Here is a 24,610-nt window from a genome sequence, read left to right as displayed (position 1 = left end):
AAAATCCTTTAAGAGAGTAGAGACTAAATTTATAAAATTTTAATATCATGAACAACAAATTCAGCCAACTGCAATTAAACAAAAAAACAATTGCTAAATTAAACGAAAGACAACTAAGCACAGTAAAAGGAGGTAACAAAGCTATTACACCGGTAAGAGAAGGTGATTGCACAACTACTTCTGTTACAAACAATTGCACCACTACATCAACAACTGGAGCAACTAACTTATAAATTATTCTGAAACCTTCCCTTTTGAAGAAACTGGGAGGGTTTCTTTTATTCTTCTCAGCTATAAATCCAGCTTATACTGGTGATTAATAGCATCCATCCTGTTATCTTTTATCCTAAGAAGTCTCATTTATAATACAAAAAAATTGAAACCAAACTTCCTTATTCCTACAAATTTTTTTGTGGTCAGAATTTCGACCCTTCCATTTACCAACATGAAGCAGTTGAATGATGCCATGATGGCAAAAGACATTCATGTGGTTAAAAGATATTTTGCGGAAACAATTTTCCTCAATGCTTTATATCTTGCCACAAGAACTTTCTACAATATAGCATTGGATTGGCTAAATGACAAAGAAACCATCTTTGATCCTTCAGACCGAGTTCTTCAAAGTTTATACAAATATTATTCCAGAATGTGCACCAGATGCACGCCGTATGGATTGTTTGCGGGTTTTAATTCAGGAAAAACATACCAAGGTGAAACAAATATTCTGTTAAAAAGTAATGATCTTATTTTAAAAGTACGAACAGATGTACTTTTCCTCAGAAAATTAAAAGACATTATCATCGCAGAGAATAATGAAAAAATTCCTTATTTTCTCAATAACACTCTTTATACCAGTGGAGATAACTGGAGATACATCAGCTGGAGTGAACGTTATGATTATGAAATAAATGAAGTTCCTATAAATCCTATCCTGAGTTCTATTATTGATCAGGCTCAAAGCGGAACCACCATTTCAGAAATACAAAACCTTATTTCACAACAAATACCGGATATTGATGACCATGAAATTATAGAATACATCAACTCCCTGATAGAAAGTAAAATATTAGTTGATAAACTTCCACCGTATATGACGAGTCTGGAAGATCCATTATCAGAACTCCAAAAATATCTTACGCAATATGGATATAAAACAGATTCATTACAATCGATTGCAAAAATACAAGATAAAACATATGATGTTTTTACATCAAACACTATCGTAGAAGAAATTGAAAACAAAGCTCAGGAATTTGCAGACATCATTGATGAAAACAGACAAATCGTTCAAATTGATTCTATCATTCCACTAGCACACCAGTCTGTTAACCAAAAGGTAACATCTTTACTATCCAAAAGAACCGAAGAATTAATACCATTGGTGAAAGCTAAGCCTAATCACAGGCTATCAAACTTCACTAAGCGATTTATTAGGAAATTCGAAACCATGGAGGTACCATTGGTTAAAGCTCTTGATCCGGACTTTGGGGTAGGATATGATTATCACATTAGTGGCAATCTTGAAGAAACCCCTTTGCTGGATGAGCTCTATTTTACTTTTGAAGATTCAGAGAACCATGAAAGCGTTCCCCCTATTGTCAAATTGGTTCTTGACAAATATATTCATTGTTTTTCTCCTGAAACTTTTACCCCTGTTGTCTTAACGGAGCAAGATGTAAAAGAAGTAGGTAAAAAACAGGATCCACCTCTTTCTTTTGGCTATAACAATCATATATTTGGTTCATTTATATGTAAATCTCAGGAGGATATTGATAATGGAAATTTTAAATTTCTTACCGTTTCTCCTATTCCTACTCCATTGGCTAATATTGTATTGTCAAGATTTGCATATCATGATCCTGCATTGGCCGAAAACTTAAAAACAATTTCTGAAAAAGATTCGGAAGATTGTATTTATGCAGAATTGCTCCACCATAGAGAGGACAGGCTGGGCAATGTTTTACAACGGCCCAACTTTCATACCTATGAATTACCTTATGTTTCAGAAAGTAAAAATAATGGAGATTCTGTTATATTAATTAATGATATTTATATCCGTTTTGAAAACGGAAGATTAAAGCTAAGATCAAAAAAACTCAACAAAGAAATAAGACCAAAGTACACTAATGCCTATAATTATGGGGACAATCAGCTCCCGGTTATCAAGTTTTTAGGCGATTATCAATTCAATGGGATTGATTTAGGGTTTCTTTGGAATTGGGGATTTCTTGAAAAAAACAGTTTCCTTCCCCGAGTGGAATACAAAGAATTTATTCTGTCGGAAGCCTGCTGGCGAATTGACATGGATAAAGATATGACCGCTGAAAAACTGAAAAAGCTGATCATCAACAAATGTATTCCTCAGTTCTGCACCATTAAAGAGAGAGATAATGTTCTGGTTTTGGACACTACTAATGAAACCTGTCTCCATATTCTGGCAAGACAGATTACAAAAGAAAACATCTTCTTGTATGAATACTTTGAGCCTTTGCAATTACCTAACGAAAATGGAAAATCATTTGCGTCCGAATTTATCTTCCCATTTACAGTAAAAGAAGAGAAAACATCATCTGCCCATAATTTTACAGAGCATACCGAGACAAAGAAAAGAAAATATATTCCGGGTGATGAGTGGAGTTTTTATAAGATCTATACAAGTCATAAATATGCGGATACCATCATCACAGAAGTTCTTGCAGATTATGTAGAACATTTCGAACAGGATGATCCTGAATGTCCATGGTTCTTTCTGAGATTTCAGGACCCTGAGTATCATGTACGTTTCCGGATCAAGAAAAAGATCAATGAAGCAAGCCTTCAGTATCTGAATAACAAACTTTCTGTACTTCTTGAAAATGAAATGATCAGCTCTTTTGAAATTGATACCTACAAACAGGAAGTTGAAAGATATGGCGCTGAAAATATAGAGCTTTCTGAGAAATTGTTTTATTATGACAGCTTAGCAGTAATGAACTTTCTTACCATTGAAAATCTTACTGAAGAAATAAGATGGAAAACAGGTGTTTTTTCACTGAATCGGCTTATGGATGATTTTGAGGTTTCACTGGATGATAGAATTCGCTTATTTGAACAGCTCTATCAAACATTTCTTCCGGAGCATGTGGATCATTCCAATCCGGAATATGTACAGAAATTTAAAAAATCAATTGATAAAAAATACAGAGAAAACAGAGATTATCTTGAATCTGTTCTCCGTCAGCATGATTACAGCGAAATAGAAGATTTCATTCACCCGTTTATAACACGATCAGAAAATATAAGAGAACTGACCTCTTTAATAAAAAATACAAAATCAGGTTCTTCATATATTACTTTGTTACAGGATTATGTACACATGAATATGAACCGTATTTTTTTAACAAAAGCAAGAATGCATGAATTTGTTATTTACTTTTTCATGTTTAAAACCTACAATTCTATAAAACACAGAAAGCATAATGCGGAAGTCTGAAATTCAAAATATCATCAACAATATCATAACACAAATTGATCAAAACATCTCTATTTTTTCTGATGCTTCAATAGAATATGGAAAAATGGGAGCTGCTTTATTGTATTACTACTGTTATAAACATTTTGATAATAAAGAATTTCTGGATAAAGGAGAACTTATGATTGAAGAGTCTATTCATCTTCTTTCTAAAATCTCTACGGATAATGAATACATTCCCAAATACAAAGGGGATTCTGTTGCTCAAACGCTGGCCAGTTTTGGTAAAGGGATGATGTTTATTCAAAATAATTTTGATCTTGAATATGACTTCTCAGAATATTATGAATACCTCAATGATACCCTGTACGAAACGGTAAAGCAAGACCTGGACAGAAAAGATTATGATTACTTCAGTGGAAGCCTTGCCAGTGGCTATTATTTTCTTAATCGATATATTCATGATAAAGATCCTTATTCCAAACAAGTTTTAAATGAAATTACAGCATCTATCCTTGACAATGCTGTTGTTCTTAATCAGGAAGAAGTGTATTGGCCTTCACCAAGCTATAGCAATCAAGTCTATCTGGGACTTTCACATGGTTCAGCAATGATTATTAATTTCCTGACTAAGATATACGAATATGAAATTCTGGAAACGGAGGAACAGAGATTCAAAGACATCGTCTGTAAGGCTGTTTATTTTTTGATGAAACAAAAAAGAAATCAAATCAATGGTTTTTTCCCTTATAGATATCCGAACGCTGAAATAGTCAATGAAACTCAGTTATCTATGTGTTATGGAGATCTTGGGATACTTTACGCACTGTATAATGCTGCAAAAAAATTCCAGATAAAAGAATTTGAAGAAGAGATCGTACACATGCTATGTGAAAGCTCCAGACGGAAGCTAAAACACAGCCATACTCAGGATTCAAGCATTCTTTATGGTTCTTCCGGACTTTATTACATGTTTGCTGATCTTTATAATAGAACCTCTGAAAAGATCTATGCTGAAAGCTCTCAATATTGGTATGATCAGATTACTTCTTACTGGAGTGCTGACAAAGAAACATTGGCTGGTTTTCAGTTTGATTATGAAGACGATCAGCAAATTCACCCTTCAGCAAAATATTCTTTTTTTTGGGGGATAACCGGAATTGGAATTACTCTGATGCAAGGCAGCGATAAAAAGCTCCCTTATCCTAACGAACTATTATTAACCGGAATATAGCTTATGAAATTTATTCCTCAACATGATCAAATGGATTGCGGGCCTGCTTGTCTTTCTATGATTGCCTCACATTATGGACGAGACATCAGCCTTCAGTATATCAGAGACAAATCCTTCCTTACCCGGGAAGGCGTATCTCTGCTTGGATTACATGAAGCTGCTACTGAATTAGGTTTTGAAGCCATGGGAGTTCAGTTACAGGTAGAAGATTTAGAAACCCTTCCCCTTCCATGCATCATCCATTGGAATCAAAATCATTTTGTTGTTTTACGCGAAATAAAAAAAGGGATATTCAGTAAAAAAAAAAAGTATAAAATTGTTGATCCCGGACATGGTTTTATTTCTTTTAATGAAGATAAATTTACAAAAAGCTGGCTAACGGATTCAGAATCCGGCATAGCATTACTTCTGGAACCTGAGGAAAAGTTTTATAAAAATACCAATCAGAATACTCAGGACCATATTTCCTATAAAGAACTGGCTTCTTACCTCCTACCCTATAAAAAGCAGCTTCTTTTATTGTTTTTTTTATTGATACTGGGAGCTTCAACTACCCTTGTTTTTCCTATCCTGACACAAAAACTTATAGATAATGGTGTTAATAAAAAGAATATCAACCTGATTGGAATAATCCTTTTAGCTCAATTAGCTTTTTTTTCGGGAAACGTCATATTCGAAATTATAAGAAACTGGATCACACTAAAAATTGGCACTAAAATCAGTATACAAATTATCTCGGATTTCCTTAAAAGGCTTTTACATCTTCCCATAAAATTCTTTGACACCCGTCTTTTAGGAGACTTTAGCCAGCGTATTCAGGATCATGAAAGAATAGAACAGTTTTTAACTTCACAAAGTATTCTGACTCTATTTTCTTTAATCACTTTCTCGGTCTTCTTCGGAGTATTATGTTACTACGATTACAGGATTATGCTCGTATATATTGCCCTAACTGCTATCTCTGTAGTATGGTCACTTTTCTGGCTTAAGAAAAGAGAGATTATAGATTATTTCAAATTTCATCAGCGGGGTGAAAATCAGGAAGCTATTTATGAAATCATCAATGGCGTTTCTGAAATGAAATTGAATAAATATGAAGATCTGAAACGAAAAGAATGGGAAAATATACAGCAGAAACTCTTTAAGACCAATTTAAGAATACTGAAAATCAACCAAATTCAGCTATCGGGTTTTGAAATTCTTAATCAGTCTAAAAATATTCTGGTTACTTTTCTTGCCGCTTATTTGGTGGTTATTGATTCAATGTCCTTGGGAACCTTATTAAGTATTTCTTACATTATAGGACAGATGAATAGCCCTGTTAATCAGCTGGTCAATTTTTTCCGTTCTTTACAGGAAGCAAAATTGAGTCTTACCAGACTTAACGAAGTTCAGAACCATCCCCAAGAAGAACAGACGGGATTGCAACCTTTGCTTATTCATCATTCCGTTTTTACAGCAAACGGAACTCCATACGGAATTCATTTTGATAAAGTATCATTCCAGTATGAAGGTCCTAAATCTCCGTTTGTACTGGAAAACATTGATCTTTTTATTCCTCAGGGCAAAATAACGGCTATTGTAGGAGCAAGCGGAAGTGGTAAAACAACATTGATGAAGCTGCTTTTAAAATTCTATGATCCCACTGCCGGAAAAATATTCTACAATGATCAAGATGTACAGCATTTGTCTCCTAAAAGTATAAGAGAAAACAGCGGAACAGTAATGCAGGATGGCTATATTTTTTCAGATACCATTGAGCGTAATATTGCTACCGGCGATGAAATAATTGATGATCACCGAATGCAGCATGCTATTCATATAGCAAATATCAAAAGCTTTATAGATGGCCTTCCGTTGGGTCTCCGCACAAAAATTGGGGCAGCTGGCAATGGAATCTCCGGAGGGCAGAAACAGCGTATTTTAATTGCAAGAGCCGTATACAAAAACCCGCACTACATCTTTTTTGATGAAGCTACATCAGCTCTTGATGCAGATAATGAAAGGATTATTCATAATAACCTTCAGTCTTTTTTTATGGGCAAAACAGTTGTTATTATTGCTCATCGACTTTCTACCGTTAAAAATGCAGATCAGATCATTGTTCTTAAAGATGGTCATATTGTAGAGCAAGGAAATCATAAACAATTGGTGGATACCCAAAAGGAATATTACAATCTGGTTAAAAACCAATTGGAATTGGGAAATTAAACCTTGCTTTAAGGAGTGAAAGTTTAAATTCTCTCTGTGCAACTTATTTCTGCAGATTATTCTAAGATCTGATCGATCTGCCCAATCTACTTAATGAAAATTCATAAAATCATCATTTAGACTCAATCAGGAGTACCTTCCTTTACGGGTTTCCGTAATTTTTTTCAGGCCGTTGTTTGTAGTTTCGAGCATTATAAAACAAAGTGTTTTTTATAACCTCATTCAAGAAACAACAGATACATTATGAATAAAAAAATGACCCCTGCAGATCTCTTTTTGGGAATTCTTGCTTTATTACTCATCAGCGTAAGTTTTTACCAGACCTGGATTGGATTACAGCAGATCTTTGGTCCCGCATCATTTGTCATTGCCTTGGTTTTATCATTGCTCCTCCTCTTCCTGTGCTGGATGTTGAGAAGTGCCAAACTGGAAGGTAAGCCTACCGGAAGCCTGGTAGGAATTTACATTTTTATTGCCTCGTTCTGCTTTATAGCCAATTTTAATGCATTGTACACAAGGTTTATGAAAACCGATATTTATACGGATGAGCTTCGTGATATTAATAAAAATTTCACGGCTCTTGAAAACGATGTGGAATCGAAGTTAAGCTATAAATACAATAAAGCTACCACTCAAAATATTGAGATCAAGAAGAAACAACTGATGGAACAGATCAAAGATCCCGGAAATAAAGGTATCGGAACCCGCGCCCAGCTTTTGATAAAGGATGTAGAAAGATTAACAGGGCAAAAAGTGGATTTACTGACTCCGGTTGGTGAGGATTACGAAGATCTTGCCGAAAGAATGGGAAAACAGATTGACAATATCATTTCAGACCTTTCTCCTGAAGAAAGAGCTTTGAAAACTGATATCAATAATGCAGCTTTTAAATGGAATAAGAACATCCAGGATCTTCTGCTTTTGTCTAAAAAAGACAAAGACGGGCTCTCTCAGGGATTAATTGATGAATCTCTCTCGGATTACAATAAACTGGGAAACCGAGCACAAACAGTTCTTGGAAACGACAAAATACATTTTGAGCCTATGGTTTCAAAAACCCAGCAAGTGGGGAAAATAGGTTTTGCTTTTGAACATGCCATTAAAAACTTCGGAATGTACCAGTTTGTGGTATTAGCTGGCTGTATCTTGCTTGATTTCGTGATCGTTATTATCATTTTACTGGTAACAGATTCAGGAAACTACAACGGAAACAACGGTAGAAGCGTATTCACCAATAAAAGAAGCGGTAAAACCATCATCCCTAATAACTAACCCCATGGAAACGAACGATCATTTAAAACCTCTGTCTTTTGAAACAGAGGAAACACTAAAACCGTTATCTTTTGATTTTCAAAATGATATAAAAGAAGATTTTGTCCCGATTGCCAAAACGATCTCCAACGATATCAGGAATAAGGACAGCAATTTTGTTTTTTTCTTCGGAACAGCAGAGTCCGGGAAATCTGTGATTCTCTCCTCAATGCTTTATTATCTCCGATCGTATGCCGGAGTTTTGAGACCAAAGTTAGGAACTCCCAACTCTAAGGAAGCCAATGTTTTGCTTTCGGATTTTTTTGAAAACATCAGACAGGGCGTACTTCCCAACAGAACGACAAGGGATCAGGTAACCCGCCTGGATCTTGTTTTTGAACCAAACAACCGTTCTAAAAGAGTGGTTCCTATAGATCTTACCTTTCTGGAAACTTCCGGGGAAAACCATAATGATATCCGAAGAGGCGGAAGCTATCACAGCAGCATAGAAACCTTTCTGAATGCCAATATTCCGCTTACTTTTATCATTGTTACCAGCTATGAAACTGCGTATAAAGATGATTCTTTAATCAATGAATTTCTGGATGAGCTGGAAAGAAAGGGTAAAAATTTAAAATCAGTGAACGCTATTCTGGTTATTTCCAAGTGGGATAAATCCGGAAGAATGGATGTGGAAAGTGCCGAAGCCCTTGATTCTTTTATTTCTGAACATCTGCCAATGACTTCACAACGTATTGATACGTATGGCTTAAGCAAATCCTATTACACGATCGGAAGTATTCAGAATACCACCGGAAGTGAAAAAATTGACTTATTGAATCTTTCTACAGCGGAAGTGCTTGCGAAATGGCTCTACAGAAGCATTACAGGCTACGATCTGGATTATGAAGGAACATTCTGGGAACGTATAAAATTTAGTTTTACAAATTAATGGACAGTAACTATTTTTTCTCCGCATTCGGGACTTTTGGGAACCCGAATGGCTTCAGACAAACCTTTTTTCTGGGTGGAAATCAAAGTATTGCCAGGGAAATAAGAACCTTTGATCTAAAAACGGATGCTATTAAGCTGTTTCCTCAAAGCAATATCTATTCTATCCGGAAGGATTATGCCGGTGGATATAACCTTATCTCCTACTCTGTTTATACTTTTGCAAAAGAACAGAACTCAGACAGGGGCGGAACTTTTATAGGCTCGAGTTTGCTTTTCGTTAATAAAATTGCTGCTGAGGGACTTATCATTAATGCCTTGAACGACTTTCAGAACAGTCTTGAGAAAAATAATCTTTCAGAAGATACCATTACCATCAATCATTCCGATCAATTCTCCATCCAAAAACCAAAAGATTTTGATAAAATAGGATTCAATGTCCGGGAAGTGGATGAACTTGATTTTACCCGATCTAATAATAATTACCTTGTCGTATACTGTGAAACCAATGCTGCCCAACTGCAGATCTTTTTCAGCAAAGCCATTGATCTTCTGAACGTTTATGATACCATTTATTTTACCCAAAGTCATGAAATTGGAAAATTTGTAAAGCAAAAAAGGATTTTTAAAATTGTAGATGCTGATGGTTTTAAAAAGGAACTTGATTACCTTGAGGAAGAAAGACTCCATGCTCTTCAAAGCGCTATCGCTGATCTGAAAAGGGAAAAAGAAAATTTAAAGGAAGAGAAAACCAAACTGGTTGGGGATCTCAACAAACAGATCTCACAAAATGAAAAACGGCATCAGGAAAATGAAACTAAAATAAAGGAATCTAAAAACAGCCTGGAGGTCATTCAGAAAGAATTTAACCAATATTCGGAAAAAATAGAGGAAATTATTCAGTATCTTAAATCTGAGGGAAAAGTAGAAGCGGCTAAAAAAAGACATCACGAAAACAAACGGTCATTTACAGACAGTATCCACCAAAACAGAAATATAGATACTCTCTCTTCCCTCTCTTCGCTAAATGGAAGGGTTCAGGGTAAGGAAAATCAGCCGTATGTTAATGGTCTTGCAAGTTTTCACAGTTCCGGCAGAAATCAGGAAAAAGAGTTCAGACTGGATGGATTTAAACTCGCTACATTGATTTTATCATTACTGTTAATCGGAACTTTAGTGTTATGCTTCATGTGGATACCAAAAGAATATTTGAAAATAATTTTCTAAATGACCAAGATCTCTTCAATCCGTTTGAATAAACCTCGGGCCATTTTCTTCGAAAATGGCCCGAGGTTTATTTATACAACGCTATAAAACTACCTGTTTATCAGCTATTAATTTATTTTCTCACTGAATCAATATGTTTTCTCATCATTTCAGCTGCTCTTTCCAAATCATTTTTTCCGAAACGTTTCATAAGAGTTCCTTCCAGCATATGTCTTCTTGACCTCTCCGGATCAAAAAAGTCTTTAAATAGGGTAAAACGTAGATTTTGACTACTATCAAAAATATCAATCAGATTTTCATTGAGGGTCAGAAGCGTGATGTATTCGTATTTTTTATCGCCTTCATCTTTGATATCTTTATTGAACTGAAGCATTTTTCCATCCCTGATCCAGATATCATACACCAAAGGATAATGAACCGCCCCGCCTTCGTCATCGCTAAAACCATTGTAACTATATTGAGGCTTACCCAATTCTTTGCGGACCCAATCCATAGTTTTTTGATAATAATTAGCCTCTGAATGTGGAATAGTACTGAAACGACAGCCCACGATCCGGTTGCTTTTCTTATCCAGAATAAAATGGGCGTAATTGAACTTAATGTTTCTGAAAAAAGCAATTTCCGAAACAGGAATCCCCCCAGATACCTGTTCATCCTTGATCTCTTTTTCTGTGATATGATCGAACATTTCTCCTCTTTGGCTATAATAGGTGTAATCCGGGTAAAAAACATAATTTTTAGGATCAATATCAAAAGTATCTATTTGATAGGCACCTATGAGAACCTCTTTATTATAGACATTCAAAGAATCTACATTCACCTTTGCTGCATTGAATATATTGTGACTTTGATAGAATTCTTCCGGAGAAAAGTTCTCAAATTGTATCTGTTCAATATCCGTAAGCTTTTTAGTTTCGTCTTTTTTACAGGCTATCACAAAAAGCAGAATACCCAATAGTAATCTTGACATAGAGTTCCTTATTAGTTTTTATTTGAATCCATAAATGTAATACAACCTGAAGCCGAAATGCAATGTTTAACCATTTTTATTTAGATTTTGAAACTGGAAAAGAAGTGATATATGACTAAAAGGAATTTCCAGCCTCCTACTCTATTTCACGATCTTCACTCTCATCCCTTCAGAATGAGCACTCATAGCCGGAGCATACATATTCTGGAAGGAAGTAATTCCGTTTGAAAAATCTCCGACATTATTCGCTTTCAGCTCATATTCAAAAACATAAGTTCCTTTTGGTAGGGAATCAAAAAAGAAATGGGTAGCTGCATCCTTGGTACTTTCATAATATCCGGCTCCATTTTGCCATTTATAGGAAGAAAGTACATTAACAGGTTCAAAACCGCTTGCCCGCATGTCTTTCAGGTGAATATATTCCATATCTCTACTGGTATGAATGACCAATCTTACAGTGACCAGATCACCCAACTTAACAGGGTTTTCTGTAGTTACTTCTTTAAGCTTGCTTTCGTTTCCGTCAAATATTTTCAGGAAAAGCTTCTTCTCCACAGAAACATCAGATGAATGGTGAGCGATCACCTTATCCATATCTTCATAATACAGATAATACATTCCACCCCACGCTATTCCCGGACTGTTTTTCTGAACCTCAAGCTTCGCTTTTTCAGGTGTAACGTCTTTCCATGAATAAGATTTTTTAAAGAATCCAGCTTCTGAAGTTTTGGAAAGATTGTTGGCAGGAAAAATGGTTTCGTTTCCTAGTTTCATGGTGATTCCTTTTTCTGCATTCAGCCATGATTTCCCATAGTTTAACAGGGCATATACTGCTTCAGTAGTAGATTTTGTAGTTCCCCAGCCTTCTGTCTGCCTGTTTTTTAATAGCCATACCTTCATTTCTTCTACACTTTTCATATCTTCAGGAGTGACTTCTGAAAAAGCTTCTATCAGCATAGCCTGTGTTTCTATAGGGGCCTGATACCAGTACCATCCAGAGATATTATTGTCCCAGTACATTCCATTTTCTTCAGAAGTTTTGGCTTCTTTTTTCAGATCGGCAACACATTTTTTAGCCAGATCACGATATCCATAACGCTGTAAAAGAGTAACAATCATGGCCTGATGATAAAGGCTGTATTCATCAAAGGTCTTCACATAGGTATTGGCTAGTGTATTAAGCATTTTTTTCAGTTCGGATGGAATCTCTGTTTCTGTCCAATAGCTTCTGTAATAGAAATAGGAGACATAGTCGCCTACATCCATTTTATCACTTGATTTTCGGTCATTGATGAGTTTGTCATAATATTCTTTGTCCAGATAACTGATGCTGTTTTTGATAACACGGTTGATTTCATTGGTAAAATACTCATCAGACTTGCCTTTCAGCATTTTGTTAAGCTTTCCAAACCCACCAAGGATATGTCCGGAAATGGTTTTATCTTTTCCGCCACCAGGAAACCAGGAAAAACTTCCATCAGAATTTTGCCGGTCAACAAGGTCTCGCTGTGCTTTTTTAAGATCACGCTGCATTGTATTCAGGTTAAAGAAAACAGCAAGCTGCTCCATTTGTTCTTTCTGATCTTTAATTCTGCTCAGCCATGGGGTTTCTCCGATAAGAATTGTTTTCAGATTTTCATTGGCATCTAAAGGATTGGATGGGGTTTCTTTAGCATTCCATTCATCAAAAACCTTCCTGATCTTTGGAGAAGAATTCATAATATAGGTGGAAAGCATATTTCCGTATAATCTGCTGAACAATTGTTCTGAACATTCATGCGGAAAAGTTCTCAGATATGGAATTGACATTACTGCAAACCATAAAGGATTGGAAGTAAGCTCTACACTCAGATTGAAATTGGCAGCCGAAGTAGATGCATTATTCAGTAATCCGTTCATGGTATAGGTCTTAGTCTGCCCTTCTTTGATAGAAACCGGAACCGTTTCCGTTACCAGCATCCGATCGGAAAGGATAGGAAGAATGTTCTCTTCTCCATCGGAATAATTCTTTGTTTTTGCTATAACTTTATAGCCTACATGGTCCAATGCATACGGAATTTTAATATCCCAGCTTGCCTGTGCAGACCCTTTGGCTGCAATATTAATCTTCTTCAGGGAATTGATATTTACAAAGATTGAATCTAATGGTTGGGATGTTTCCGGATCAAAGAGATACAGCATAATATCTGCTGTTGCTTCTTTATCCGACAGGTTATCTATTTTAGCTGAAAGCTGTATTTTATCGCCCTGTCTTAAAAATCTTGGTGGATTTGGGGTTACCATCAACTCCTTTTGTGTTCTGGTAAAAAATTCGGCGGACCCAGTTTTCAGATCTTTGGTGTGGGCAAACAGAATCAGCTTCCATTGGGTAAGGGCTTCCGGGGAAGTAAATTCCAGCTTTATATTTCCATCTGCATCGGTGTAAAGAGTAGGAAAGAAAAATGCCGTTTCATCCAGATTGGTTCTTGCTTTTACCTTTTTCAGCAATTCTTCTTTCATAGCTTTTTTAGAGGTTACCACAATAGCGCCTCCTTCAGCATCGTTTCCATATAAAGCCATCGCTTCAGTTGGGTTGAGCTTTTTGGTTTCTGCAATCTCATCCTCGGGAATATTTTTATCCGTCAGCTTTCCGTCAACAATATAAACAGGTTTTTTATTTTCCGCTTTCCGGCTGTATCCTGATGCAACCACAACAACTTCATCCAGCGATGCTTCTGTCATATACATTGCAGAGGTTGAGGTAGGACTTGATAAATCCAGAACCCTGATAGAAGTATTCTGAAAATAAGGCGCGTTTGGAGAAGGATAGAATTGTTCGGACCGCAAGGAATATCTTTCACTGCTTCTGTTAAAATTCATTGAGACTGAAGAGGTCAGTTCCTTGAGAAAGTCATTAAGAGACATATTATAGGAGTCGTAATCTCGGTATTCGTTATACATGTTAGCATTGTAAGGAGTGAAACGGTATTCATTCTTCACAAACTGATCCAAAGAGGCATCGTACATAGAAGCCAGCACCTCAGCATTAATTTTTTCCTTATCTTTTCCTTTAATCGTTAATACCCATTTTTCAGGTACTCCGGGCTGAATTTTATCACGGAAAACCTGAGTGGTAATATCAAGATTCCGGTTTGTATTTTCTTTAATCTCTAATTTTAAAGTTCCTTTGGCAAAATCGTTATCGTGAATGAAATCATATTCGATATACAGTTTTTCTTTCAGGTCAGCATCAGTAGTGGTTACGGGAATATTTACAACTCCATTTTTCATAACCACCTGCTGATAATCAGCTTTTTTTTCACCATGAACAAAACGGTAATTCACAAAACCTTCTTCAAAATCTGAATAAAAAGTAATGACAGCTTTATCTCCAACCGTATATGATTCTTTATCTGTACGAACTCCGAAATAAGCAGGTTTGCCGTTTCTGAAAGTGATATTGTCAAATACTTCAACAACCTTAAAAGCTGTAATAGTATCATGACCGATCACTGATTCTGCTTCTAAAAGATACTTTCCTGGAGCAGGATTCTTATGGAGACTTACCGTTTCAGTTTCTGAAGTATTGAATTCCTTTGAAAATATAGGCTCTCCTTTTTTAGGCTTAACTTTGCCATTCGACTCATAACTTATATATGGAAAATAGGTATCAAAAAGTTCTTTATCATAACTGGAATGTACTAATACTTTATCTTCAGAATCTTCGGAATTATACCTATTGTATCCTGATTTTTTGATGAATTTAGGAAGCAGGATCTTGTTCTCCTCTTTCAATGGAGTAACGTTTAGCTTTCCTTTAGCTTCTATTTTCTGATCGTTGAGATTACTCAAAGATATTTTTACAGATTCCCATTCTTTCTGAAGCATTTGCTCTGCGCCTTCAATACTGATTTTAGCTTTTGTATCACCAATATTGATGATGGATTGGCTGCTTTGGGATTCTCCGTTACCATCAGTTACATAGAAAGAAACAAAATACTGATAGTTTCTTATTTTACTTTTACGATCCAGCTTATCAGCTTCCGCTTTGAATGAAATACTGAAACTTCCATTGTTGTCCGCAGCTACTTCTCCATGAGTGACTTCAGTTTCTTTTTCGTTATAAGCCGGGTAATAATAATCTTCAAAATAGTTTCTTGATAAATAGATTCCCTTTCTTTTCACTGCATATTTTACTTTGGCTCCGGAAATATCAGCTCCTGAAAAAGCTTCTGCCTTTCCGCTTACTTTTACCTCATCTCCCAGCTTATACGCTTCTTTTACAGGATTAATGTTTACCCGGAATTTTGGTCTTTTGTATTCTTCAACTCTTACGTATTTATTCTCATAAATGACATTCTGTTCTTTTTCTCCGGAAATCTCTCCCAGATCTGCTGTCATCTCAAGAGAATAGTTTCCTGTAACTCCTCCAGGCGGAAGTGTAAATGTCCCACTAACACTTCCAAACTCATTAGTAACCACCTCTGTTTTAGCAATTTCTTTATAATTAGCATCTATCAGCCTCACTTCCACTTTCTGCTTAGGGAGGATCTTTGTTTTTTCATAATATTCCTGCGCCAGAATTCCTTTGTAAAAGATTTTCTGCCCAGGACGGTAGATTGCACGGTCTGTAAAAATGATAAAGCCCTTCTTAACAGGTTCCTTTTTCGTCTTCTCTTCTTCTCGGCCTCTCGTTTCACGATAATCTCTATCAATAACAAAATATTTTTTCGTCTGTGGGAAATAAATAATACTGGCATCATATTCCCGATTTCTGGATTTTAGCAATGAAAACATCCCTGATGCATCAGTGACTCCATTTCCGGTTTTTATCAGTTTATTTTCTCTTTTCTCCGAATATTTCTGTTCATAATCATTGATATTCTGATACATGATGTATTCAGCATTGTCAATACTTTTCCCTGTCTTGGTATTCAGAGCCTGTAAAGTTACCTTCGTATTATCTTCAAATCTTTTTACATAAAAAAGGTCTGAAACGGCAAATACCTTGCTGTTGTTATTATTTCCAAAAGAACTTCTGATCTCATATAACCCTTCTTCCAGAGGTGGAACAGCCAAAATAGTCTCATGAAGCCTGTAATCCCCAAATTCTTTCACCGGAAAAATATCAGTACGGAAACTCTGATAACTATAGATATAATTGATAGAGGAAATCAGCTTTTCATTCACGGAATATCCATTCCAGACAGGCTCTTTATCAAAATCAATCTTAGCTGATCTTTTGCTCAGCTCTATTTTTACTTCATCTGTATTTCTATAGGTTGTCTTCATCGGAATATATTCTCCTGGAAGATTCCTTTCCGGAAGTTCGATGGCCAGATCTGAACGTTCAAAGTAATTAATCAAACCTTTACAGTAACTATTCCAGTTAGAAGCGGAAATATCATCAATAGCCCTTTGGCAGAGCTGATGGGCAATCAGAAAATTGTTATCCGAAGTTTCCTCCCTTTCAAGAATGGCTGCCTGATAAAGAAGATAGGCTGAAAAAGGTTCTTTAGGAAAAGCATCTGCCAATGCAATCAATTGCTGTGACTGTTCTTTTGCATCGCCTTCAATTTCTGTGCTTTTAAGGTAAATCAAAGCTGTTTTATCTGAGTCTTTGGTGTGAAACTGCAGCAGCTCCTCTTTAATTTCTATGATCTTTTTCTTTGCAATCTGATCATAATCAAAGGGTAGATTCTGTAAAAATCTCAAATAATCTGTTGCTACAAGATCATAAAGAGTAGGTTTATACTTTGTAAATTCTTCATTTTCTATAAGCTGTTTCCAAAGTTCTGTTTTTTCGTCTTGTAATTTTTGCTTATTTGAAAATACATGGCTGTAGAGTTGTTCTGCTTCCCTGTAGAAGTCATTTAAGGCCCAGGTTTTATAATCGTCTGAAAGTTCGCTAAGCGGTGTACTATCTTTTTGCTTCATCCTTGAGCTGTAATTACTGATATAGGATGTGTAGATATTCGCCAGATAATACTGATAAAGGGTTTTGCGCAGTCCTTTGGTTTCTTTTATTTTTTCCCGGAGAACAAGAATCTGATCGGTTTCAGGATCGGTATTCTCATCACTCCAGTCATAATACCTGCTCATGAGCGTCTGAACTTCATGTTGGATAGAATCGCGTGAAGACATTTTAGATTTAGGATATGAAATAGGATCTGGTATTGAAACTCCTGGTTTTATAGCCCTGGGAACAGGTTTGGGAGGCCGAATCTGGGAAAACAGGCAGGCTGAAACCAAAAGTGGTAAAATGGAATATATTCTGAATGAAAGTTTCATGATCTTTAAGTTTTAATAGGGAAAATTATTCCTGAATGTAGTTGGGAATCTCCATCACATCACCGGAGCTTTTGGGAATGAAATATCCGCCGGTTCTACGGAGAATCATATATTTTCCGGGAACCAGGTTGATATAGACGAGTTGGGATTCCTGTTCATTGACTTCTGTTTTCCCTGATGAAGAATAGCGCATTCTTTTTCCCATACAATTGAAGGAGGAAAAATATAACTGCTCAGAAACAGGCTTATTTTTAAAATACGGATTCGTCCATGTTCTTTTGGAAAATCTCTGAAAAACTGCCTCTTTGGATAATGCTTCCACATCGGAAACAGAAATAAATACAGCTTCTGTATCCCTGTATTTTTCTATCGGTTTCCAGATTGCATCGTTATCATCTCTTTTTAACTGGATAAAATCGGCTCCATTATCTTTAAAGAAATTATATACTATCTCCCTGTACAGATCATTAGTAGGATGTTTTTCCAAAAATCTGACTGCTCCGCGATACTGAACGATATAACTTACCTGTTCCATATTGACTTCTGAAAAAGGAAAACTTTTAAATTCAATATAGGAAGGAGGCTCGACTATAGCACTTTTTTGGGTATAGTAATAGAAATATTTTCCGTTCTTCAGCTCTCTTTCCGGATAAAAATAAGAAGTACTGTCTATCTGCTGAATGAGATTTCCGTTCTCATCAAAATGTCTTGACTGAACTACCCTATCATTACGATAGGAGTATTCTACGGCTGTTTTAAGATTTTTTTTCCAATAATAGACCTTTTTATATTCCCGGGTTCCTGCTTTGGGTGGTATACTGATAAATTCGTCAGATTCCGTTTTTGTATTGTATCTCTTATAATCGGAAGTGGAATGCACATATCCTACTGTTCCGGACTCAATATAACCGTCTTTATAAATGGCTTCGCCCAAAATACTTCCATCCGGTTTATATTCTATGGTTTTGCCGGATTTTAAACTGTCTCCATATTCTACAGTTTTCCAGATTTTGCCGTCATCAAAGTAATAGGTCAGCTTTTTCTGTTTGGTTTTATTGATGTAAGAAGATCCGGAATGATCATATTGATCAGAACTATACCAAAAAACATCTCCTACCAGATTTTTTGTTTTTCCTCCAGCAAAATAGCCCTGCATCTGAAGTACATTCCCTTTCACATAATAGTCCCGGAGCAATTCTAAAGTTCCTGATTTCAAAAACGGAAGTGGACGGTAGTATACCGCATTAGGCTTTTGGGTTTCCTTCCAGCCGGAATCAAAATAAAGGGTCTTTGTCTGGGCCAAAAACAGTGTTGGAATGTATAAAAAATAGAGAAATAAATAATTTTTTTTGAGCATAAATGGTTATTGAGCATTTGTTGTTTTATAATTCATCATCGTCTTTTCTGAACACTCACGGATACTATTTTTCCCTTGCCATCATACGTAACCACTCTTCCTTCACAATTGCTATTCAGCGTTGAAACAGATTTGTTTAGTATTTTTCCATCAGCAATAACGGTAAAGACTTGTTTTCCATCAATGATTTCAGACTTATTTTCTGAAATTATTTTCCCTTCTTTTCCCTTGATAGTCAGCTTTGAGTACATTCTTCTCTTATCAGAATCATATTCATAGGTATGGGTGACCGGATTTTCTCCGTCATAAATACAGTCTTCCACCAATATTCTTCCGAGACTATCATATTGGTAATAAGTTTCTTTTGTAAGCTTATCCTTTTTATTGAAGTCGTATTGTACCTCTACCTGTCCTTTGCCATTCAAATGAAATTCTTCCCTGGATCCCAAGCTGGAATGAATGATAAATTTATCCGGCAGATATTTGAAATTAAGCTTCATTTCCCTTTTACCATTCTCGGAATTCACTATAGAATCTAATAATGCTACTTTATTAAGGTAATATTTTTGTACACTTTCAATTCCTTCACGAGAGTACATATATTCCAGCATTCTCCCGTTTCTGTAGGTAACATTGGTGGTATAGCTTATATTTTGCTGTTTTTCATCCGAGTAAATTACATTCCGGAATCGTCCGTTACAATTTCCTCCGTCTTCAAAAGCAATAAGAGGATAGTAGCTTGTATTGCTGTGGTTAATAATCTGGTCCGCATATTTCTGATCCGGAGTGAAAGAAAAGGCATCTATGGAGTTCCGGACATTGGAGGCTCCTTTTTCAGTAGCCTTATTCTCTTTTCCAATTTGCTGTTTTTTTTTCAGGTCTTCGGACAAGTATTTTTTTACCAAACGCTCGTAATTTTTGGTATGGTATTCAATGATAGGCTCATTTTCACCATCAAATAAAATCATCGCTGTACGTTTAGGGAAGTTCTGAACGTTTACAAACCATGTTGTAGTTCCATTAGAAAATTTAAAGGTTTGAGCATTAGTTCTGGCCACCATTACCCTTTCTGTAGCTCCTCCAAACTGTCTGTAAAGATTGTCTGCTACTTCTTTATGATAGCTGATGTGGTTTTCTGGTGCTGTAATACTCTCATTTTCCACAAAAAACAATGCTTTGGATGGATTTGAGATTCCAAAATCTGTTTTATCTTCCGGAGTGGCCAGCCTCGTCATCCTGGGTGAACATGAACACACCAACAGAAACAGGAGCATAAAAGATAATATTTTCATCATTATTAATCTTATTTTTAAAAATACAAAAAATAGGATGAATGGAATATCCCCGATAATAGGTACTTTTATGAAGTAAAAACCAGGATGAAAAAAATAATAATTCCCATACTTTTATTGGTTCCCTGTCTTTGGGTCAATGCTCAAAAATACAATGAGCTGTATCCCCTGAAAAATGCCAATGGATATATCGGCTATTACCTTTCGGATGGAACCAATGTTATCCCGCCTCAGTTTTGCTCAGCCACTTATAATACAGACGGCTATTATCTGGTTTCAAAAGCTGAACATGAATATAATGAAGCAGGAAGAAGAAAGGAAGAACATATTCCCGGTACAGAAAAGTATGGTATTCTCAACAGCAAGGGAGAATGGGTTATAGGGTTAGACAATACTTACGGCTCAATAGGTATATCTAGTGGGTTTATAAAGGTAACTAAAAATGACCTAAGCGGTATTGTTAATGATAAAAATGAAATATTAATTCCCATAGAATATGAGCAGCTGGATCCAATGTACAGTACTCTTATTTCTGCAAAAAAGAATGGTAAAGAAGGAATTATAGATATTCAGAATAAGACTCTTGTTCCGTTTCTATATGATACAATTTATGGGTTTCATTTTATGAATGATAAAAACCAGTTTTATTCTATCGTAAGGATCGGAGACCAATACGGAGTGGTTGATAAAAACGGGAAATATGTCATTAAACTAAGTGATGTTGAGCTGGTATCCCTAACAGATACTACAGTTATTATCCGAAAAAACGGTTTATTTGGTTTATCAGATTTCCAGATGAAAACCATTATCCCATTAGAATATAATGATGCCTATCTTTATGGTCAGGAATTATTTTTCCAGAAAGACAATGTCAATTATTACTTCAGCCCGACAGGAAAATTGCTAAGAAAGGAAAAAGCTGAATCGGGAAAAGAAAACAGATTAAAAGACTGATTTAAATTAAAATTAATGAAACACTTTATATTATTCTTTATTGCATTCATTTCAGGGATATCTCTGTCATCGGCACAGACTTTAACATCCTCTGAGATCTGGTATACTCTTATTCCTAACAAGATGAATACGGACAGTCTTTTAACAAAGAAAGGATTTAAAGTGAAATATTCAGGACCGAAGAAGCTTGGCGGAAACCTCGCCTGTTATTTTAATAAAAAATTTAATGAATGGCTGTTTATTCATGATAACGAACAGGGACAAACTACCAGTGTTTATTATCTTCTGCCAACGTTAAAAAAATATAAGCACAATCAGGTTGAAAAGAAGCTATTGTTACAAGGTGAAGAGGTTACTCCAATGGGAAAAACCTATCAGGAAAACAAAATGTATTACCAGCTTATTTATACTTTTGAAAAGTTTAAAGCTCCTCCTGTAACAAAATAACCATAACCTGAATATCATGCAGATGAAATTAACAACAATTATTATTCTCTTATCAGCAATCATTTTAAATAGTTGTAATAAAGGCAATAAGGTTTCCGGAACCTATGTTGCCCAGTCTGTCATGCTTCCAGTATATAATGGGTGTTGTACTGCTACTGAAGTGCTGCAATTAAATAATGATCATACATTTAATGCTTATCATCAAAATGACCAGGGCGATTATCTCACTAAGGATGTTGCATCGGGAAGTTATGATCTGAAACAGGATATGATCTCTTTTAAGCCAGACTCTTTGAATCAACATTATGATTATTCAACGGTAAAATATAAGATACCCGCTTCGGATGGCCAGGTAAATTTTCTCATCAAACAAAATCGAGAACCCCAAAAATTTTATAAAATTGATTTTAAAAAAGCAGATTCTCTATATATTCATCGCTACAGTCATACCGATTGGGACCAGGAAAGCATCACCGTAAAAAAGGATGGTACGGTTCACTACATCCGACATTCACAGGATAAAAACAGAAATCCTGTTGATATTTCCAAACATAAAAAACTCACCCAGGAACAATTCCAGCAATACATTGATACTCTGTCACAAACCAGATTGTTTCAGGAAGCAGCAACCTCCGAAAAATACAGTATTACCTTTTCTTTAACCTTAAAAGAATATGATATGGTGATTCACGACCAAAATAATATAGACAAAAAGCTGTATAATTTTTTCTTTGAAACCGTACGAAATTGGGTAGAATAAATATCCATTACCATTGTGATGGTCTGGCTATTCCATGTTTCACACATTCAGCTACAAATATATCTACCATAGGACGGTCTGATATTGTAAAAAAGTATATTTTGCCTTTTACTTTCATTTTTATAAAGTAGCCATTACGTGGAGCACTGTTAATTTTAAGCTCTGTGATATCCACCCATAATAAAGTCAAAACCCTTCCTAATTTAAATACATACAATCTGGACTGGCTGACGATAAAAGGAGGTGACATTGTAAATCTATCTACTCCGTTCATAGCTTGATTTACATCAAGCATGGTTTCAAAATCTGTCTGATTCAGGCTTAATATCACACTTTTATAGCTTTGCAGCATCTTTCTTTTCAGCAATGAAATCATAAAGAAAAACAATCCGCACATTCCCAACATTCCACCCATCAACAAATTATTATCTCTGATCCGGGCATCATAGCTTTCTTTATCCAAAATTCCTTTAAAATGTAAGGTATCAAACCATGCATAAAAAACAGGACTGGAAAAACCAAGAACCATAAAAACAAGAAGAATGATGCTTATTGTACGCTGTCTGCTCTCCATCTTTGTAAGATAATCTTCCCTCTTCTTAATGGCCGACGGATCCAAAGGCTGCGTCTGAAAATCTGTACCTGAAAATGTATTAACCTGCTGTGGCCTGGAAAGTATTCCAATAAACAATACCGCAAAAACGATGAAAACAATTAAGAGAACTACAGTAGGAGTCATATGGTTATTATTTCTTAACAGACGAACTTATGAAAAAAATCTGGGAATTGGAAGGCTGGAAGTCAGAAGATGGAGGATGGAGGATGGAAGTTACTGCTCAACACGCTTTGATTTTCAGTTTACAATATAACCTGGCAAACAAGATTAAAAAACAGAACCAGCCATTAACCGTACTTCAATAACCTCCGGCTTCCCTCTTCCAGCTCCCAGCCTTTATCCCTAATTTCATAAAAAGCTGCCCAGCAAACTAAAAAACAAAACCAGTCATTATTACACCTCAATATCCTCCAGCCTCCCTCTTCCAGCTCCCAGCCTCTACTTCCCCATTAAACATAAAGCCTTATCTTCGTAAAAAATTTGACAATATGAAAAAAATAATATTTCTGGCTTCAGCTGTTCTGGTATTAAATTCATGTGTGGTAAGAACTGCAACTAAAGTGGTGTCTGGTGCTGTAAATTTAGGCTATAAGGCAGTAAAAGGAACCGTTAACGGCATCAGCTGGGCAGTAAGTAAAGCGAAGGGAAAAATAGATGAAGACCGCGTAGATGGAACCTGGAAAGTAGTAGGCGTTTACAAAGGTTCTTTTGAAGATTTTACCAAAGATCAGAATCCGGAAGCTTCTTTTACTTCGGATTGTGTGGATAGCTTTGACCAGATTATTTTTAAAGCTAAAAAGTCAAAATTCAAGCCGGTACATTGCAGCTCCCAGGATGAAGACTGGGTAAAATACAAGATGGAATTCGGGAAAAACCCCATCACTAAGGAAAAGGAAAACTATATTGAATACAATTCCAATAATTATATTTCAGTGATTGATGTCAACAGCAAGACTATGGTTCTGGAAGGCAACCTGATGCCTAAGCTGGCATTTTCAGGAGCCAAATTATATCTTTTGGAAAAGGTAAAATAAAAATCATAAAGCCTGTCTCTCGTTCTTGAAGACAGGCTTTTTATTAATGGAAATTATTAGTTTGTATCTAAAGCTTTCATACTTTTAAAACACAAAGGATTAAATCAGATGCTTTATTGTTTTAAGGGAGCTAAGAGGTAATCGATTCTGATGAAGCGGATGTATAACCATACAGCTTCATAAAGCAAATTCTTGCTTACTTTGCTTCCTTGAAATACAACATTTAGAAAATAAAACTTTGCGTTTTAAATTTATCTCTCGCTGATTTCACCAATGAAGCAGATCTAAAAAAATCTGCGGAATCTACTCGATCTGCGAGAGAATTAAATAAAAAAATTGTTTCTCATTTTGAAGGCAGCATTTTTATGGATGGAAAATTATTAGTTTTTATCTAAAGTTCTTGTGCTTTTAAAACGCAAAGAATTAAATCAGATACTTTATAGTTTTAAGGAAGCTAAGAGGTAATCGATTTTCAATCGATTCTGATGAAGCAAGCCTTATTCTTACGCTTATTCAGCGACTTTGTCGCCTTACTTTGCTTCCTTGAAATACAACATTTAGAAAATAAAACTTTGCGTTTTAAAT

17 protein-coding genes are annotated in these 24,610 nt (G+C 35.7%); 12 read left to right on the top strand and 5 right to left on the bottom strand.

Annotation, left to right across the window (positions count from 1 at the left end; translation table 11 throughout):
• Positions 1–47 precede the first annotated feature (47 nt).
• From J2772_RS08510 to J2772_RS08480, 7 genes are all read left to right on the top strand, one after another.
• Positions 48–233, top strand: a complete 186-nt coding sequence (locus J2772_RS08510; RefSeq protein ID WP_045499348.1) for a class I lanthipeptide — start codon at positions 48–50, stop codon at positions 231–233.
• A gap of 179 nt (positions 234–412) precedes the next feature.
• Entirely contained in the window at positions 413–3,472 is a 3,060-nt protein-coding gene (locus J2772_RS08505; RefSeq protein WP_209915640.1) for a lantibiotic dehydratase, read from the top strand.
• Positions 3,459–4,685, top strand: a complete 1,227-nt coding sequence (locus tag J2772_RS08500; RefSeq protein ID WP_209915638.1) for a lanthionine synthetase LanC family protein — start codon at positions 3,459–3,461, stop codon at positions 4,683–4,685. Before J2772_RS08505 ends, J2772_RS08500 begins: the two co-directional genes overlap by 14 nt.
• Before the next feature lie 3 nt (positions 4,686–4,688).
• Positions 4,689–6,896, top strand: coding sequence for a peptidase domain-containing ABC transporter (locus J2772_RS08495; protein ID WP_209915635.1), 2,208 nt, complete (start codon positions 4,689–4,691; stop codon positions 6,894–6,896).
• 243 nt (positions 6,897–7,139) lie between these two features.
• Positions 7,140–8,168, top strand: a complete 1,029-nt coding sequence (locus J2772_RS08490) for a hypothetical protein (protein ID WP_209915633.1) — start codon at positions 7,140–7,142, stop codon at positions 8,166–8,168.
• Between the two features lie 4 nt (positions 8,169–8,172).
• Entirely contained in the window at positions 8,173–9,099 is a 927-nt protein-coding gene (locus J2772_RS08485) for a hypothetical protein (protein ID WP_209915630.1), read from the top strand.
• Positions 9,099–10,325, top strand: coding sequence for a hypothetical protein (locus J2772_RS08480; protein ID WP_209915628.1), 1,227 nt, complete (start codon positions 9,099–9,101; stop codon positions 10,323–10,325). The genes J2772_RS08485 and J2772_RS08480 overlap by 1 nt, the downstream gene beginning before the upstream one ends.
• Before the next feature lie 112 nt (positions 10,326–10,437).
• Here the strand turns inward: J2772_RS08480 and J2772_RS08475 are convergent, their stop codons facing one another.
• The 4 genes from J2772_RS08475 to J2772_RS08460 form a co-directional block, all read right to left on the bottom strand.
• The gene (locus J2772_RS08475; RefSeq protein ID WP_209915626.1) at positions 10,438–11,295 is read right to left on the bottom strand and encodes a hypothetical protein; all 858 of its coding nucleotides are present in this window, start codon (positions 11,293–11,295) and stop codon (positions 10,438–10,440) included.
• A 141-nt stretch (positions 11,296–11,436) separates the two neighbouring features.
• Positions 11,437–17,565, bottom strand: a complete 6,129-nt coding sequence (locus J2772_RS08470) for an alpha-2-macroglobulin family protein (protein ID WP_209915623.1) — start codon at positions 17,563–17,565, stop codon at positions 11,437–11,439.
• A gap of 25 nt (positions 17,566–17,590) precedes the next feature.
• The gene (locus tag J2772_RS08465) at positions 17,591–18,868 is read right to left on the bottom strand and encodes a hypothetical protein (protein WP_209915622.1); all 1,278 of its coding nucleotides are present in this window, start codon (positions 18,866–18,868) and stop codon (positions 17,591–17,593) included.
• 89 nt (positions 18,869–18,957) lie between these two features.
• On the bottom strand, positions 18,958–20,217 hold the full coding sequence (locus J2772_RS08460) for a hypothetical protein (RefSeq protein WP_209915620.1): 1,260 nt from the start codon (positions 20,215–20,217) through the stop codon (positions 18,958–18,960).
• An 84-nt stretch (positions 20,218–20,301) separates the two neighbouring features.
• On the opposite strand from J2772_RS08460, the gene J2772_RS08455 reads away from it, so the two are divergent.
• The 3 genes from J2772_RS08455 to J2772_RS08445 are packed head-to-tail and all read left to right on the top strand — an operon-like array spanning position 20,302 to position 22,375.
• Entirely contained in the window at positions 20,302–21,168 is an 867-nt protein-coding gene (locus J2772_RS08455) for a WG repeat-containing protein (protein ID WP_209915618.1), read from the top strand.
• Positions 21,169–21,183: 15 nt separating this feature from the next.
• Positions 21,184–21,615 (top strand): hypothetical protein, encoded by a 432-nt coding sequence (locus tag J2772_RS08450; protein WP_209915616.1) that lies wholly within the window; start codon positions 21,184–21,186, stop codon positions 21,613–21,615.
• Between the two features lie 22 nt (positions 21,616–21,637).
• Positions 21,638–22,375 (top strand): hypothetical protein, encoded by a 738-nt coding sequence (locus tag J2772_RS08445; RefSeq protein WP_209915614.1) that lies wholly within the window; start codon positions 21,638–21,640, stop codon positions 22,373–22,375.
• A 7-nt stretch (positions 22,376–22,382) separates the two neighbouring features.
• Here the strand turns inward: J2772_RS08445 and J2772_RS08440 are convergent, their stop codons facing one another.
• Positions 22,383–23,114, bottom strand: coding sequence for a hypothetical protein (locus J2772_RS08440; protein WP_209915612.1), 732 nt, complete (start codon positions 23,112–23,114; stop codon positions 22,383–22,385).
• Between the two features lie 29 nt (positions 23,115–23,143).
• Between J2772_RS08440 and J2772_RS08435 the strand changes: the two genes are divergently transcribed.
• Both J2772_RS08435 and J2772_RS08430 read left to right on the top strand, forming a co-directional pair.
• Positions 23,144–23,296 (top strand): hypothetical protein, encoded by a 153-nt coding sequence (locus tag J2772_RS08435; protein ID WP_209915610.1) that lies wholly within the window; start codon positions 23,144–23,146, stop codon positions 23,294–23,296.
• Between the two features lie 183 nt (positions 23,297–23,479).
• Complete coding sequence (locus tag J2772_RS08430; RefSeq protein WP_209915608.1) at positions 23,480–24,025, top strand: hypothetical protein; 546 nt, start codon at positions 23,480–23,482, stop codon at positions 24,023–24,025.
• Positions 24,026–24,610: the final 585 nt, after the last annotated feature.

Source organism: Chryseobacterium jejuense (assembly GCF_017877355.1).
In the GTDB taxonomy this organism is placed as follows: Bacteria; Bacteroidota; Bacteroidia; order Flavobacteriales; family Weeksellaceae; genus Chryseobacterium; species Chryseobacterium jejuense_A.
The sequence above is the reverse complement of the archived record's forward strand: the minus strand, read 5'-3'. Positions and strand labels throughout refer to the sequence as shown.